This is a genomic window from Flavobacterium aestuarii, from assembly GCF_040049115.1.
Taxonomy (GTDB): Bacteria; Bacteroidota; Bacteroidia; order Flavobacteriales; family Flavobacteriaceae; genus Flavobacterium; species Flavobacterium aestuarii.
Map to the genome: position 1 here is coordinate 314,552 of NZ_JBDLZZ010000004.1, position 15,180 is coordinate 329,731.

General features: G+C 37.5%; 13 protein-coding genes. All 13 read right to left on the reverse strand.

Annotated features, from left to right (window positions below; genetic code table 11):
- Positions 1-15: 15 nt before the first annotated feature.
- Positions 16-1,212 carry a conjugative transposon protein TraJ gene (gene traJ / locus ABEG11_RS06370; protein WP_435302831.1) on the reverse strand — a complete coding sequence of 399 codons (1,197 nt, stop codon included), beginning with the start codon at positions 1,210-1,212 and terminating at the stop codon, positions 16-18.
- Positions 1,213-1,226: 14 nt separating this feature from the next.
- Positions 1,227-1,862, reverse strand: coding sequence for a TerB family tellurite resistance protein (locus ABEG11_RS06375; RefSeq protein WP_348823350.1), 636 nt, complete (start codon positions 1,860-1,862; stop codon positions 1,227-1,229).
- A complete protein-coding gene (locus ABEG11_RS06380; protein ID WP_348823351.1) occupies positions 1,859-2,488 on the reverse strand; it encodes a hypothetical protein in 630 nt (209 codons plus the stop codon). The genes ABEG11_RS06375 and ABEG11_RS06380 overlap by 4 nt, the downstream gene beginning before the upstream one ends.
- Before the next feature lie 4 nt (positions 2,489-2,492).
- The gene (locus tag ABEG11_RS06385) at positions 2,493-3,191 is read right to left on the reverse strand and encodes a conjugal transfer protein TraI (RefSeq protein ID WP_348823352.1); all 699 of its coding nucleotides are present in this window, start codon (positions 3,189-3,191) and stop codon (positions 2,493-2,495) included.
- A gap of 11 nt (positions 3,192-3,202) precedes the next feature.
- Positions 3,203-5,671: a TraG family conjugative transposon ATPase gene (locus tag ABEG11_RS06390; protein ID WP_348823353.1), complete on the reverse strand. Its 2,469-nt coding sequence runs from the start codon at positions 5,669-5,671 to the stop codon at positions 3,203-3,205.
- Positions 5,672-5,711: 40 nt separating this feature from the next.
- On the reverse strand, positions 5,712-6,029 hold the full coding sequence (locus ABEG11_RS06395; protein WP_348823354.1) for a DUF4133 domain-containing protein: 318 nt from the start codon (positions 6,027-6,029) through the stop codon (positions 5,712-5,714).
- A gap of 9 nt (positions 6,030-6,038) precedes the next feature.
- On the reverse strand, positions 6,039-11,621 hold the full coding sequence (locus ABEG11_RS06400) for a helicase-like domain-containing protein (protein WP_348823355.1): 5,583 nt from the start codon (positions 11,619-11,621) through the stop codon (positions 6,039-6,041).
- A gap of 38 nt (positions 11,622-11,659) precedes the next feature.
- Positions 11,660-12,088, reverse strand: a complete 429-nt coding sequence (locus ABEG11_RS06405) for a DUF1896 family protein (protein WP_348823356.1) — start codon at positions 12,086-12,088, stop codon at positions 11,660-11,662.
- A gap of 11 nt (positions 12,089-12,099) precedes the next feature.
- Positions 12,100-12,438, reverse strand: a complete 339-nt coding sequence (locus ABEG11_RS06410; protein WP_435302832.1) for a DUF4134 domain-containing protein — start codon at positions 12,436-12,438, stop codon at positions 12,100-12,102.
- A 129-nt stretch (positions 12,439-12,567) separates the two neighbouring features.
- The gene (locus ABEG11_RS06415) at positions 12,568-13,041 is read right to left on the reverse strand and encodes a hypothetical protein (protein ID WP_348823357.1); all 474 of its coding nucleotides are present in this window, start codon (positions 13,039-13,041) and stop codon (positions 12,568-12,570) included.
- Between the two features lie 260 nt (positions 13,042-13,301).
- Positions 13,302-13,847, reverse strand: a complete 546-nt coding sequence (locus tag ABEG11_RS06420; RefSeq protein WP_348823358.1) for a hypothetical protein — start codon at positions 13,845-13,847, stop codon at positions 13,302-13,304.
- Positions 13,848-13,869: 22 nt separating this feature from the next.
- Positions 13,870-14,550 carry a hypothetical protein gene (locus ABEG11_RS06425; RefSeq protein ID WP_348823359.1) on the reverse strand — a complete coding sequence of 227 codons (681 nt, stop codon included), beginning with the start codon at positions 14,548-14,550 and terminating at the stop codon, positions 13,870-13,872.
- A 96-nt stretch (positions 14,551-14,646) separates the two neighbouring features.
- Complete coding sequence (locus ABEG11_RS06430) at positions 14,647-14,910, reverse strand: helix-turn-helix domain-containing protein (RefSeq protein WP_348823360.1); 264 nt, start codon at positions 14,908-14,910, stop codon at positions 14,647-14,649.
- Between the last annotated feature and the right edge of the window lie 270 nt (positions 14,911-15,180).

Sequence of the window (15,180 nt, forward strand, 5' to 3'; positions counted from 1 at the left end):
ACTTTTATTTAGGGATTAAGAATTGCCTTTTAATTTATCGCCCATGTAACTCTCCTTATCTTTAAAGTAAGGAGAAGAACTACTGGATCCTGACATGCTTTGAACCATGCGCCCTGCAGCATTGCCCATTGCATCCGTTGCCATACCTGCGCCCGCTGATGCAGTATTAATAGCCGAATTTGTGGAGTTGCTAAAAATACTGGTCACTTTTTGACCCAAAGCTCCACCGCCACCGGCATGAACAATATAATTAGCAACTGAAGGAACAGTAAAATAACCAACGATACCGATAATCATGAACACCAGATACGCTATATCCTTACTGCTGAAAAAAGTATCTCCATAATGGTGAGCCTGAGCTATGTCAATTTTTAGCATGTTCTCCTGAATCTTTCCAATGATACTACCAAATATATTGGCCACTGGAAGCCATAAATAGATATTAATGTAGCGTGCCAGCCATACGGTAAGCGTATGTTGAAAACCATCGAAAACGGCAATCCCAAAAACCAGTGGTCCTAAAACAGAAAGTACTACCAATTGAAAAGTTCGAAGCGTATCGATACAAAGTGAAGCGGCTTCGAAAAGTACCTGCAGTACTTCACTCATCCATTCCTTCACTGAATTTCGAAAATTGTATGCTTCTTTGGACATGGCAAATTTGATGTCATTTCCAATCCCTTCAAGTATTCCTTCGGCATTGGGATCAGCATTACCATGTGTGTATCTGTACCATTTATCCCGATCACCGCTTCCATCTGTGCCAACATACATTTTCCAGGGATCAGTATTCTTGAGCGCATCTTCTTTTTCTTTAAGCAGTAACTCAATTGCTTTGTTTGATCCTTCAACCATTGCCGCTGTAGCTGTTACCGTTGGTTTCATAACCCCATTAATCATATCCAAAACCGAAGGAAAAATCATGATACAAAACCCAATGACAAATGGGCGGAAAAGCGGATAAAAGTCTATGGGTTCCGCACTCACTATATGTCTCCAAACTCTGGAGGCAATATACCAGATGGTAGCAAAGCCAGCGATTCCCTGTCCAACTCCCAACAGATTACTGCATAAAGGCATCATCTCATCATACAATTGTTCCAATACGCTGTGCAGGCTGTTCATGTCATCTGCGACACCCTGTGCCTGAATCGTAAAAGGCAATACCATCCCTACAGCTACAGATAGTGCAGCCTTGCTCATTTTTACCATGTCGTTATATTTATTTAATTGTTTAACCTGTGAATCTTGCGCATAGCATTCACGTCATTTTGCTCTTTTGCACGTTGCTGAGCAAGTATAGAATTGTCGTTATTAAAGCTTCTCAAGAATAAAAGTTTATCCTGCATATCAGCATAAATTTTATCAATTGCGGCAAGACGCTCATCATCGGACATTCTGAGTTTATTGGCCGTAATGACGGTGGTTAGCTCGTCCAGATTTCTAAGGCTCAGCCGGAACAGATTATCGTACACTCTTTCGAGATAGGCAATTTCATCAGGGTTAAAATTTCCACTGTTTCTGAAACGTTTCAATGCAGCCTTATATTCCTTTACCAAAAGCACTTGATTATTAATAATGTCCCCAACACGCCTATACTTTCGAACTGTTGGACTGACTTGCATCAGCGCATCAAGAAATGTTTTGTGAAGATCAAAATTCCCTTTCGATAGATTTTTTACCGTATTATAGCCACCATTAAGAATTTCATAGCCCTTTTTCATATCCTTAAGAATTTGTCTGAACTGAGCAAGTTTTTCTATGTTCAAAATCAATTGTTGCATTTCCTGTGCTTGGGCATTAACCCTGAACGGGAATACTAAACCCACAAACACAACTCCTATAATCAATAGCTTTTTCATGGTAAATTGTTATTGAAGCCCTGTATGGCGCGGCTGGTTTTTACATCATTACTGTCTTTCGTTTTTGACAAAGACAACAATCTGGTTTGATTGCCGAAACTCTCGCAGAAAGTATGGTTATCCAGCATATTCTGATACAATACATCAATCCGACTTATTCGCTCGTCATCTTTTATTTCAAGCTGGTTGTCAGTTATTATGGCAATGAGTTCCACTAAAATGCTGTCACAATTATCGATTAGGCGTTCAAATACCCTTTTGATATATTCCACTTCATCACCATGAAATAAATCTCCCTCTTGGACCAGTCTATAGATAACATTATAGCTTTTCGTAATTTTTATCTGAAGGGATATGATTTCAGCAACTCTTGCATACTTTTTTATTTTCGGATTAACCGTTTTGAGCGAATTGAAATAATCAGTATGAAGATTAAGCTCCCCTCTCTTGAAATCACTTATTACGTTCAACCCTTTCTTGGCAATAGAATATCCTTTTTGGGCATAACCAATATACACTTGCAGCGCTGCAATTTGTTTCAGTAGTACTTGTGCTTGTTTTGCCTGCGCGTAAATGTTTCCGTTTAAGAATCCTGCAAAGAGTAGCAAAAGAATTATTTTTTTCATCACTTTAGGGTTTTAATAGTGGTATCCCATAAAATTTCCTAACCGCATCTAAATCACTTTTTGTTTTTGTTCTCTGCAAACTTAACAGTACATTCTGTCTGTTAAAAAGAGTAAGATCGTCGTAGTTGGTTTCAATCTGATCCGCAGCGGTATTGATGATTTCAAGTCTTTTGGCATCACTCATCTGTGTGGAAAAGGAATTCAGAATTAAAAAAATCTGATCGATATTTTTCATGCTCTCTTCCAATATGCCGGAATATACTTGTTGCATATAGACCAATTCGTCAGCGTTAAAATGGTCGTCCTTTTGAAACAGACTCCAAGCCCTTTCATACTCATCAACTAGCCGTACCTGTTTTTGGGTAATATCTTTAATACGCTGGTAATAGGTAATGATAGATTTGACTTTCATCAGCTCCTCATAGTAATTCTTATATAGGTCTTTTTGCTTCTGTGTCCAATCAGAAATCTCATCTAATTTCAATTTCGATAAAATATTCTCGATTTTCTTTTGTGCATTCTGTAGCCAGATTGTTTTGTTCTGCAGTTTTTGTATTCTAAGGTCAATCGCCTTAATCACTGCTTTAATTGCTTCTTTGATTACTGCAATTGGAAAGACAACAACTGTTTCTGCAGGTCTTGCAGGAGTGCCGACGAATAGCAGACACAATACGCAAATCATAATTTTTTTCTTTGCTTTCATAATGTTATAATTTAGGTTTCGTTTCTCATATCGTTTGCCAGTGCTGCAATTCCTTTTCTAATGTCTCCATCAAATTTCTTGGCATACGTCTGCACTTTTACTTTTTCAGTTTCTTCCGTAGTATAGGCGAGGTACTCTTCAAGGGATACTTCGGTTCGATATACTTTGGAGAGCATTCCTCCCAAAGAGATAAACACTTCCTTGTACTTTTTATCTGGGTCGTTCGATTTGTTAACTGATAGTACTAGTGCTTTTTCTTTTTCTGTAAGTCCCAATAGTTCTTGTATTTGCTCGAATTTATTCTGGTACTTACTCTGATCCAGTAATATTTTGCAATCACTGTTATTGATGATTGCTTGCTTTACAACTGGGGAAGAAATAATGTCTTCCACTTCTTGTGTAACCACGATGGCTTCGCCAAAGAACTTTCGTACAGTCTTAAATAAATACTTTATATACTCTGCCATACCTTCCTTAGCAATGGCTTTCCAAGCTTCTTCAATCAGAATCATTTTACGGACGCCCTTAAGCTTACGCATCTTACTAATGAACACTTCCATGATAATAATGGTCACAACGGGAAAGAGTATTGGATGATCTTTGATATTATCCAACTCAAAAACGATAAAGCGTTCTTTTAACAATTCCAGATTTTCAGTTGCATTGAGCAGGTAATCAAATTCGCCCCCCTGATAATAAGGACGCAATACGTAAAGAAAATTATTCACGTCAAAATCTTTTTCCTTTACCTTGTCTCCTTCCAGTATTTTTACAAAATCATTTTTTAGAAAATCATAAAAAGTATTAAAACAGGGAAATAAATCGGGATTGGCATCTAGTTTTTCATAATAGAGTTGCAGTGCATTGGATAATGCCACATATTCACTTCGGTTGAATGTTTCATTGTCCTTTTTCCATAAAGCCAATAGCAATGTTTTGATGCTTTCCTTTTTCTCCGTATCCAAATTATCTCCTTCACCAATATAAAATGGATTGAAACGTATGGGATTTTTTTCATCATAAGTAAAATAATAGCCTCCCACCATATCACATAAACCTTTGTAGCTGTGTCCGACGTCCACAAGAACAATATGAGTTCCCTGTTCGTAATAACTTCTAACCATGTGATTGGTAAAAAAGGATTTTCCGCTACCCGAAGGACCCAGTATAAATTTATTTCTATTAGTACAAATACCCATTTTAACAGGCTCATCACTGATGTCCACATGAACTGGTTTTCCTGTCAAGCGGTCTCCCAATCGGATTCCAATGGGACTAAGGGAAGAACGATAACCCGTTTCTAAATTCAAAAAACAAGTAGCTTGTTCAGCAAACGTATCAAAGGTGTCATTCATGGGAAAGTCTGCCGAGTTTCCTGGAATGCCCGCCCAAAAAATTTGTGCTGCTCCAATAGTTTCCTGCTTGGCAGCCGCATCCATTTGCGCCAGTGCGGAAGAAACTTTGTTCTTTAAGTCCTTCATTTCCTCTTTATTATCCGTCCAGATAAGTACATTAAAATGTGCTTTGACAGGTAATCGTTGCTGGCTGATAGCCTCATTGAGAAAATCATTAGTGGCATCACGCGCAATGAGATTCTCTCTACTATACGCCGATAAGGACTGCAATCGTAATCTTTTGCTTTCTAGTTTCTGCAATGTTTTCTGGAAATCCTCTATAAAGATGTACTGATTATAAATATGATTGCAGGAAAGTAATTGACCCAAAGTTGAAGCAAAACCAATACTGAACTTGGTCTTATCAGTGGAATATCGGTCATAGTTAATTCGCGAGCCACAAAGAGCAGGTAAATCTGCTGCATCACCCAGTGTATACATTTGGCAATGCTTGTCGCCAACCTGTAATCCATCATTAAATGATATATCTTTAAAAACAAACGAATTTTCTTTTTCAGAAAGAAAGCAGTACCTCTCTATAATCCCAATCTTTCTACTGTGGCTTCTGAGTTCATCATTACCAAGGCGTCTCAGTTTTACAAAACCACTGTCTTCCAAGATTCTTGCAAATTGTCCTGTGCTGTCAATAAATTCCTGACGGAGCTGTGCTTTTAATGTTTCTTCGGGAACTATGGAAGTTCGCAGTAAATTGGAGAATAGGGAACTGGATGTTTTTCTGCCTGCCGGTTTCTTGGTCAGGAAAATGTAACACGAATGATCCAGAAAAGGACGCTCGTTAAAAAAACGCTCACTGCTTCGGGTTAGGAAACTAGTATCTTCATTTGTAAAATCAGCTTGAAAGGTACTGTCGATAAACCAGTCCTGTTTATGGAACACACTAAACTTTGGCAACAGCTTTATAGCTTTGAGCCATGCCTGATGAAACTCTTCGTATTCTTGATCCGACAAAGTAAATATCTCAGGAAGTTCTGCCTTGAATACTACAGTCACATCTCCTTGTTTGGACAGGATGCAATCATGCTCCACATCCATAATCGGTAAAATATCATCTATCATTTTTTCCATCACCCTCTTTATTTACCTGTTATTTAACTTTAACCAAATGCTATTTTTGCATTTTAAAAACTTTCCTGCTTTGAACCCTGATTGCTTTAGGAATCTGACGTTTTGCCAAAGCTTTCATCATCCCATGTTCACCATATTTATGGCTCATTCGGTATATATACAAAACCAATAGCGCACCCAATATCCCAATAATTACTACGCAAACAAATGAAGGTACCCCTATGATGTACATTGTGGCAAACTGAATCATAAGAGCTACCACACCGCCACCCAAATACCATATATACTGAGCTTTTAACCCCTTAAACTCTATACTCTGGTTAATTCCTTTGTTGATTTGATATACACTATTTGCCATGTTGTTATTTTAAAATTTCATCCTGCTGTTTTTTCTCATTCCTGCATAAGATTGTTGTTGCCATTTATCGCTATCTTTTTCTACAGTTGAAAAGCTGTTTGATTTTTCCGTATGTTCTTCTCCGTTCTTTACAGCTAATTGAATTACAGGTACGTCATTAGATTCTGATGTTTCTCCATTGATACTGGCATTTTGTGGATTATCCTGCTTTAATTGATTCTCCTGAATTTTCAAGGCTATTTCTCTTTCAAGGCTGGAGAGTTCACTTTTCATTTGTTGCAATTCGTTTTCCTTGCTAAAGGGTTTTGCGGTTAATTGCTGTAATTTTGGTAACTGCTCTTCAATATCATTCAAAGACTTTTGGTACTTTTCCCTGAGATGTTCTACTCTGTCAATGGCATTTAAGAAATGACGTGCCGCCAATTTTGGATTGTCCACGTTAGGTATTCCTCCATTGAAAGTATATTTAATACCTTCATCCGATCGCTGTGCATAAAAGCTGTTAGAATAGCGGTATTGGTAAAGTCCATCATTCTGATACGCTTCTCGTTCCCTTTTTACATACAGTCCAAAATCATACAGTTTACCAATTTGTTTCGCTTCGCTTTCTCCATCTGGAGGCTTCCAATTTTTATAGAGATCAATAAGCTGCTTACCGATACTTTCGGAATCGGATACTTTAAAATCATACAATTGTATGGGATTTGACTTTGTTCCGTCACTCTCATACTTCAGACTCTTTTTATAAAAACCTTCATCGACAGTAAGCTTATTTAATGTTTTAGTAGTGACCATTTTTTCTTCCGATAGATATTCAACCTGATACTTGGTTCTGGAAATTTCCTTGTAATGTGCTTTTTTAAGGCTTTCCATCACGGCTACTTTCTTTTCCAATTTTGATTTTTCCAGCAAAGAAGTATCCCCTGATAATACTGCGATATATTCCGAAAAGTTCATTCCACTTTTCTCATCCATAGAACCTTCATCAATAGATCGGACATTGAGTTCACAGTTTTTCATCTGGCTGATGAAAGTCTGTTTGTTTTTTAAAAGATTGAATTTGTAATTGTCCAATGACTGTTCCGTGGCATAGATGAAATTCTTCACTTTGTTATCGTAATATTGTTTGGCAACTTCATTTCCTTGTCTGCTGCCTCGTCCATTACGCTGTCCTAAATCCGATGGTCTCCAAGGAATATCCAAATGATGCATCGCCACAACTCGTTTCTGAACATTAAGTCCCGTGCCCGCTTTTTCCGTGCTCCCCAAAAGAATGCGTATTTCACCTGTGTTCATTTTGTAAAACAATTGCGCTTTCTTTTTATCGGTCCAATCGTGGATGTAGGTAATCTCATGGGCAGGTATATTAAAATCCGTTACCAATTTTTCTTTAAGGGCATCATACATATTAAATGCGTCTGACTTAGGTGTTCCGATATCCGAAAAGACAATTTGTGTCCCTCTATGCTCCGTTGTAGCATTATAAATTTTAGCTACATTATGGGCACAGGTATTGACTTTATTATTGGGATGATCACCGTACCCTTCGTTTATCAGGCGCATGTCGGCAGCCATCTTTTTAGCGTAATTGGTGGCGATTAGCATCCTTCCTCTATCTTCCTCTCTAGTAAGGGGTGCTCTTCCAATAAGTGTGGCATCACCCGTCTTTGCAAACTGCATGAGCTGTGTAATAAACTCACTTTGCTGGGGTGTCGGACTGATATTGACAAGTTGTTCATCAATTTCTGGTTTGTCCAAATCAATATGCTTGGCTGTTTTATAATCGGTAATCTCATTATAGAATAGTGCCAGTTCTGGTACTTTAATAAAATGACGAAAACGCTCTTTGGCAATAATCTCATTGGTTACCGAAAATTCAAAATCAGTTGTTTTTCTGGCAAAAACAGATGCCCATCCGTCAAAGTTTTCAATATGCTGCCGTTCCATTTCTTTTGGACGCAGGTATTTAAAAAGCAGATACATCTCCGTTAAGCTGTTTGAAATAGGAGTTCCTGAAAGAAACGTCACACACAAATCCGAATCAAATTTCTCTTGAAGCGAACGCACAGCAAACAGCATATTAAGCGCCTTTTGGCTCCCTTGCATATTTCCAATCCCTGCAACACGGTCATGACGGGTCGTGAAAGTCAGATTCTTGAATTTGTGCGACTCATCCACAAACAAATGGTCAATTCCCATTTCCTTAAAGTTGATGCCGCCGTCTTTCTTTTCTTCAATATCCTTTAATAATCCTTTGAGCTTTCCATCCAAATTATTTTTGCGTATCTCAAGTCCTTTGAGTATTTTTTTTGATATATCACCTCCTAAATCTTTTACTGTATCCAAATCACGTTCTACATTATCCAATTCATTTTGTAGTATCTCTTTTTGGATTTCCGGAGATTGTGGAATTTTACCGAACTGATCGTGTGTCAGAATGATACAATCCCAATTGTTATTCTTGATTTCATGGAACAGCCGTACTCTTTTGGCTGGCGTAAAATCATTTTCTCCAGGTGCTAAAATCCGGGCATTGGGATAGGCCTTACGATAGGTCGATGCAATTTGATCTACGTTGGCATGAAGCGCTAGTATTGCTGGTTTGTGTATGATTCCCAAACGCTTCATTTCATTGGCGGCTACAATCATGGTAAGTGTTTTGCCCAATCCCACCTCATGGTCAATTAAAGCACCTCGATTCTGGATAATACGCCATGCAGCATTTTTCTGCGAACTGTACAAATCTTCAATTTCAAGGGCTTTTTTATCCAAGCCGGGAAAACTCAGATGGCTTCCATCATACTCCCGTAGGACATAGCAATTGAACGTTTCGTTATACAGATTTTCCAATTCTTTCTTGTCGCTTTCGGGTAAATCCTGCAGCCATTCTATAAACCCATTACGGATATTCTCAATTTTTTGATGTGCTAATTGTATGGCTTCATTGTCAGGTAATCGTATTGGTTTGCCACCAAGACCATTAACCTCATAGGTAAAAAATGGAGTCGTATTTTCGAGCGCGTGCTCCAATATGGTATAGCCATAGGTTGTTCGTCCACTTTTAGGAGTTACTGCAAATTCTCTGTCAATCTTGGTATTATGCCCTGTACTGACTTTAAAAGTATCTAATGATGGAAAGTAATTAATTTCCGTAGCCTGTTCAAATAATTGTTTGGCAAAATCCTCATAATAATGCATTGGAATCCATCGCTCTCCAAGATTGAAATCCAAAAGCTCAAAAGGTATCCGCTCTGGCTGTACCTTTTCCAATGCCAGCATTCCTTTATAATATTGCGTATTTTCAGGATATTGCTCCACAGCTTGTTTAGCCTGTTGCAACTTTTCCACAACATTACCGCTTAAGTACAGATCCGAAGCTTCCCAGTTCTGACTAATTGGATTCAGAAAGACATGACTATTCAGATATTCAACAGCTTCGTTTTCTTCAAGCCCCGTAGCTGCTGTTATAAATCCCAGATCCACATTTCCTTTTTCATTCAGGCTTCGGGCAAGTGCTTCAATTGGATCATCTGTAAAGTACCGTTCCTGCTGCTTTACTATAGACTCCCTCAAAATATCCGACTTAACATAACGTTCTCCCTCTTTGCGTTCCAATGAAGAAAGTATTATGAACCCAAAAGCCGTATCCTGCATAATCAGTCTGCGGTTCTCTGCACTGTTAAGAATGCCATAATGAGAAACAAAACTTGTGTACTGTTCATCAAGATTTTTTCGCTGCTTATCACTATCGGTTTCACCTGATAGTTCTTTTTCAAACAGCTCTAAATAATTGTCCCTTACAGCTATATACGAATCATAAAATTTAAGATTCCCCTGCAGCAGTAATGGCTGAAAAAAAGCCTGTTTGTGCTCATTATTTATATCACTGACAATTCCAACTTTTTCTCCGAGCCGAACCAGTGTTCCTTCTTTATAAAACGATTTGAGTGCAGCCGCTTCTTCATGAAGCTCTCTCTTTAAGTTAAAAGCCGGTTCAAGGGTTTTATCTCCTTGGTACACATATTTATGACCGTAATGCTGAAGCGTATTAGATAAAGCCAATAATTCATGGGGCAATAATCCGCCATTCATCCAGTTGGCTGAAAAGCCATCTATCTCTTTTACATTGGAATAGAACTTGTATAGATAACGATTAGTCTTGTTTTGTTTGGCGGTAATAAGTACCACATTTTCATGTGAGGGATTATCTGTTGTATGTATCGTACTTAGTATTCGTGCTGTTTTTTTATCAACTACAGTTTCATCGAAGGGATTGATGTAATCCATCGCACGATTGATGTTCTCCGCTGGCACGGTGTCAAACAATCCCAGCTGAACAGAAATACCGCTTGCTTTATTTTCTGGCATGGGCAGATAGGTAAATTTTTGCCCCAATACTTCGGGCTGCTGAACAATGTCTGTTTGTTGTGCCTGTTCAAAACGTTCCTTGTTGAAATTTTCTTTTAATCCTTCAGTAATTGTTTGTGCCAGACGGCTTTCAATTGAATTGATATCACCGCTTTGCCATACTCTTTGATGTGCCTGTCCGTATTGGTTTTTACCAGCTTGTATTTCATCAGCAATTAGCAGATCTGGTCTGTCGTGCAAATATTTATTACTACTGTATTTCCCAAACTCGTTTTCCATTCCAACAGTTTGTAAGAGCTTATTTTCATCATCTGACAACATTTCCTTATGCTCATTTTTCTGCACAATAAGCAAATGGTTTGGAGCTTCCGTATTTCCTGTTTCTTTCATCAGGTTATCGGGCATCACAGTCAGACTTACAAAATCTGCCTTTTGAAAAAGATATTCACGAGCAATCTGATTCGAAGGACTATTCAAAAAACCGTCAGTCGTGATATATGCCATGAGTCCACCATCTGCTAATTTATCCAATCCTTTTGCAAAGAAATAATTATGAATTTTTCCTGATATCGCTTTATCAGGATAAGCCTCATCATAAACTGAAAAATTACCAAAGGGAATATTGCTCACTACAAGGTCATAACTACCGTTATCATTAATTGATGTTTCCTCCAATCCTGTAATATGTGTGGTAGTGTTTGTCACCAGCGTACTGTTCAATGCCGAAAGTACCAGTCCACTCAATCTATCTTTTTCAACAGCCGTAATTTGTTCTAGATTCGAAAAAACCTTTTCGGCTTCCGTGATAAAAATCCCTGATCCCGCCGATGGTTCATATAATCTTTTAGGAGCAATACCTTGCTCTTTTAATGCGTTGTATAGTGTTTTGGGAACAATTTCAGGAGTATAAAAAGCAGTTAACACACTATTGCGAAGTGATGAAACAACCTCATTGTACTGCTTTTCGGAATAATGTTCCTGTAACAATTCATGCATGCGAGTAATCTCGGAATGCAGTTTTAGGTCTTCTTTAGTTGCTCCAGACTTTGTCCATTCTTCGATACTGCCATTTGAATATAAAATAGCCTTGATACCGCCAAAACCAGCGTATGCCTTTAGTGTTGTTAAAGCCTTTTCAGGAAGAACTTCACCTTGCTGCCATGCAATAGCAGTTTCTATTGCCTTGATATTCGCACTTAGTTTTTGGGATAGATTGTAAGCCATAATTATTCCTTTTCATACTTCACTCTTCCATAAATAGCTCAACTCAAATAGTCAGCAATCTGACCAATAATGGCATTCCTCAAAATAGGATCCTCTTCATTTTCTTTTGTAAAACCAATGGTTTCAAAAATTTCTTTGCAACTTTCCATAAGGTTGATTACTTCATACCTGAGAATATCTGATTTACTAAAAGAGGCATAGGTATCCTCAAATTCCTCTTCCAATAGACTGCAGATATATAGAAATCGGGATGGCTTTAAATCTTCGGTAAGTACATTGAGACAAATTTCCTCAATGATATATTGGGGTGTACTCTCTGATAGCATATCCTCCATAATGGTTTTTACACCATTTACTTTTTCATTGAGATATTCAGTTACCGAGTACTCTTCCTGCAGCGTAAGCATCAGATCGGGATTGTTATGGATAATATAGAACCATAGCTTTTCTTTGAGAATATTTTCCATAACGTTGGTATTTAAATCCCAAAGAAGGATTGAATTACAGTAGCCACAACCACTAAAAAAACACAACTGCCAAACCAAGCCGCCGCCACTTTTCCAGTGTCTGGATCTCCAGCATTCCACTTTTGATATACCTTAACAGCTCCTATTAACCCCAAGAGTGCTCCAATGGCATACATCAGTTGTGTCCCTGCATCAAAATAACTTCTCACCTTTTGATTGGCCTCATTGATTCCTGCTAGTCCGTCTTGGGCGTAGGATTGGTAATTAATTGCCAGTAATAACAAAACCATACTAACAACAACATTTTTTTGTTTGGTAAACTTTTTAAAATTCCAACTGCACTTTTTCATAACACATTCTTTTAAAGTTTAAATAATTAGATAAAAGCGAAGGGCTCGCCGCTGTCACAATTCCACTTTCCTGTTACATATGCCATACCGCGCCGGGATGGACAGGGACATATCCTTCGCTTTGTTTTTTTAATTCCACAATTTTTCCGCTTCCTCTTGAGTTAAAGTGACAGATTCCAATTTGTCACACTCTGAGACAATCACTTCGCTCACTGAACTTTTAAATGAAGAATTTTTAATTGTGGGATATTCGGTGAGAACCAATCGCACATATTCGATAAATTCTTCTTTAAGAAGTTTTCTGCTGGCCGCATCTGCAGCAACATTTTTTAATCGTTCAACTAAACTCTCAACATCCTCAAACATACTGTCCGGTATCTCAAATTCAGATTGAAATGGATTCTGTTCGGCTGAATCCTCATGGTTCAGTTTAGACGGGACTTCTAGATACTTGAAGTCTTTTAAGCCCCGGTATTGAAGTTTTTCTTTTATGATTTCTTTGGCTTCATCCAAATAAAACCGAAATCCAACAAATAAATACCAACTTACTAATAGCAGGGCAGCCACAATAATATAATTGCCCCATGAAATGTTTGTAAACATACTTTCCTCATTTAATCGTTCTACATTAGTTTCCTTCGGTCCGGCTTAATGGAGTGCTTACCATGTCCGGATTTCCATCATTACACAGCAAAGAAACAATAGAAAGCAAACCGCAGCAAGTCCAACTTTATGCTGTACCCCGACTGTACCTCGCTGGACTCCCAACAAAATCAGCCTTTAAAAAAAGTAAAAAATTTTAAGAAAATAAAAGCCTCCACTTGGGAGGCTGATTTGGATGATAATACGATTGTTCATACGGTTTAAAATGCTAAAAATTCTATTTCTGATTTTTTGTCCATTATCCGCCAGCCATCATCAGTTTGTATAAAATATATTTCATGCTTCAGCGTATCTTTTACACCATTTTTGACAGCTTTAGCAAAAACATTCTTTCTGCGGATGGTACTATAAGTCACTATGGCTTTTGTTCCTGAACTCATGATTCTGATTGCTGCAATAGCTCCAAACTCTTCATCTGCTATTTTTACACGCTGAATTTTATAAATTTTGTCCTCAGGCGGTGTAGGCAGTAAATAAGGTTTTGCGGCAGCAGTAAAGCTGACAAAAGGAATTGTGTCACCAAATTTCTTGCTTTGAAGCACTTTTACAAATCCTTGTTTTATCAATCCGGATTTAAAAATAGTGTAAGCATGTACTGGATCATTGCAGAAAATATCATGGTCTACAATTTTTGGATAATGATTTTTTTCCAGAATAAGAGCAGTGGCCGATTCCTCATCAAGCGTTCTAGTGTGGCATCCCGTAATCATAATGCTTACCGCCAAAATACAAAGTAATTTTTTCATGTTTTTATTTTTTAGTGTTTAGTTAATATTCTCGTATCCGCTTTATCATTCTTTCTAAAGTTTCGATAGCTATTTCCTTATCTCTCTCTTCAGCAACGTATGCTTTACTTCGCATCGCATCATAGGAAAGATCTGCTTTATTTGGAGTGGACAAAAAAGGAACTATAGTCTTAAATAAGTGATTCATTGATTTTGACATAAGAATTTTTAATTCGTCAGATGCTCTCAGTATCAGAGCTGTCTGATCTGTTGAAAGTTTACATAAAACTTTGCTCGAAACGTTTTCAATTACTGAAGTTCCGGTAACATTATTACCATTAATTTGCGATGTGATATTTAAATAATTTGAAAACCTGGTTTCAATAAAGTTTAATAATTCACTCAAGCAGGAAATCAATACAGCCGCAACCTCTTTTAAATTATCTCCCTGCATATCATTACTGCTGTTTGCCTCTCTTACTTTTCCTGACAGAAACAGCAGTGACAAATAATAGTTTCCTACAAGCACTTTAATATGCTTTTCATTTGTCAAAGAAAAGATTTGAATGGTCAATTGTGACTGAATTTGCTGTGTTTCATGCATCGCTGTTTCAATAATTACCTTTGATTGAATGCCCGTAATCTCGTGTATGTCTTTTTTTTTCGCATTAAGAGTTTCAGTAATCACTGAGTCCAGCCACTCTAAAAGATAGGTTTGAGTCATACTTTTTACTTTTACTTAGTAAATATTTCTCTTGAATTGTGATCAAGAGTACCCTAAATCAATGCTTGTAGAACAGTACTAACCCAGTCAAAAATATCAATGAAAGTTTAAGCGTAACCGGTATTGGGAAGGCGACAGGGAAGTATGTCTCTTAAAAAAAATACTAAAGCTTGATGAAGTACTAAATTCCAATTCCTCAGCAATTTCAGCAACTGTGGATTGCGAATTTTCAAGAAGGTTTTTAGCCTCAACAACTATAGCTTCCAGTATCAACGTTTTTGCAGTCCTTCCTGTCACTTGTTTTACTATTTTATTCAAATATCCTGAAGTAACAAATAAAACGCCTGCGTAAAAAGACACATTATGCTGTTTTTTGCAATGAATGGCCAGTATCGTCAAAAATTGAATGGTCAGGCTTTCCTTTCTGCTGAAGTTTAATAAAGTCTCAGAAGTATATTTGGAATAAATGAATCGTAATTCCTGCAGAAATAAATTAAAACTTATACGCTGTAGTTCAAAATCAAAACAATTTCTCTTCGCATCTTTATTTAAATAACCCGTTGGGTGTAATTAAATTGTTTGATTTTTAATATTGTTTATCGGTCTATCAAAAATGAATTTATTGATATA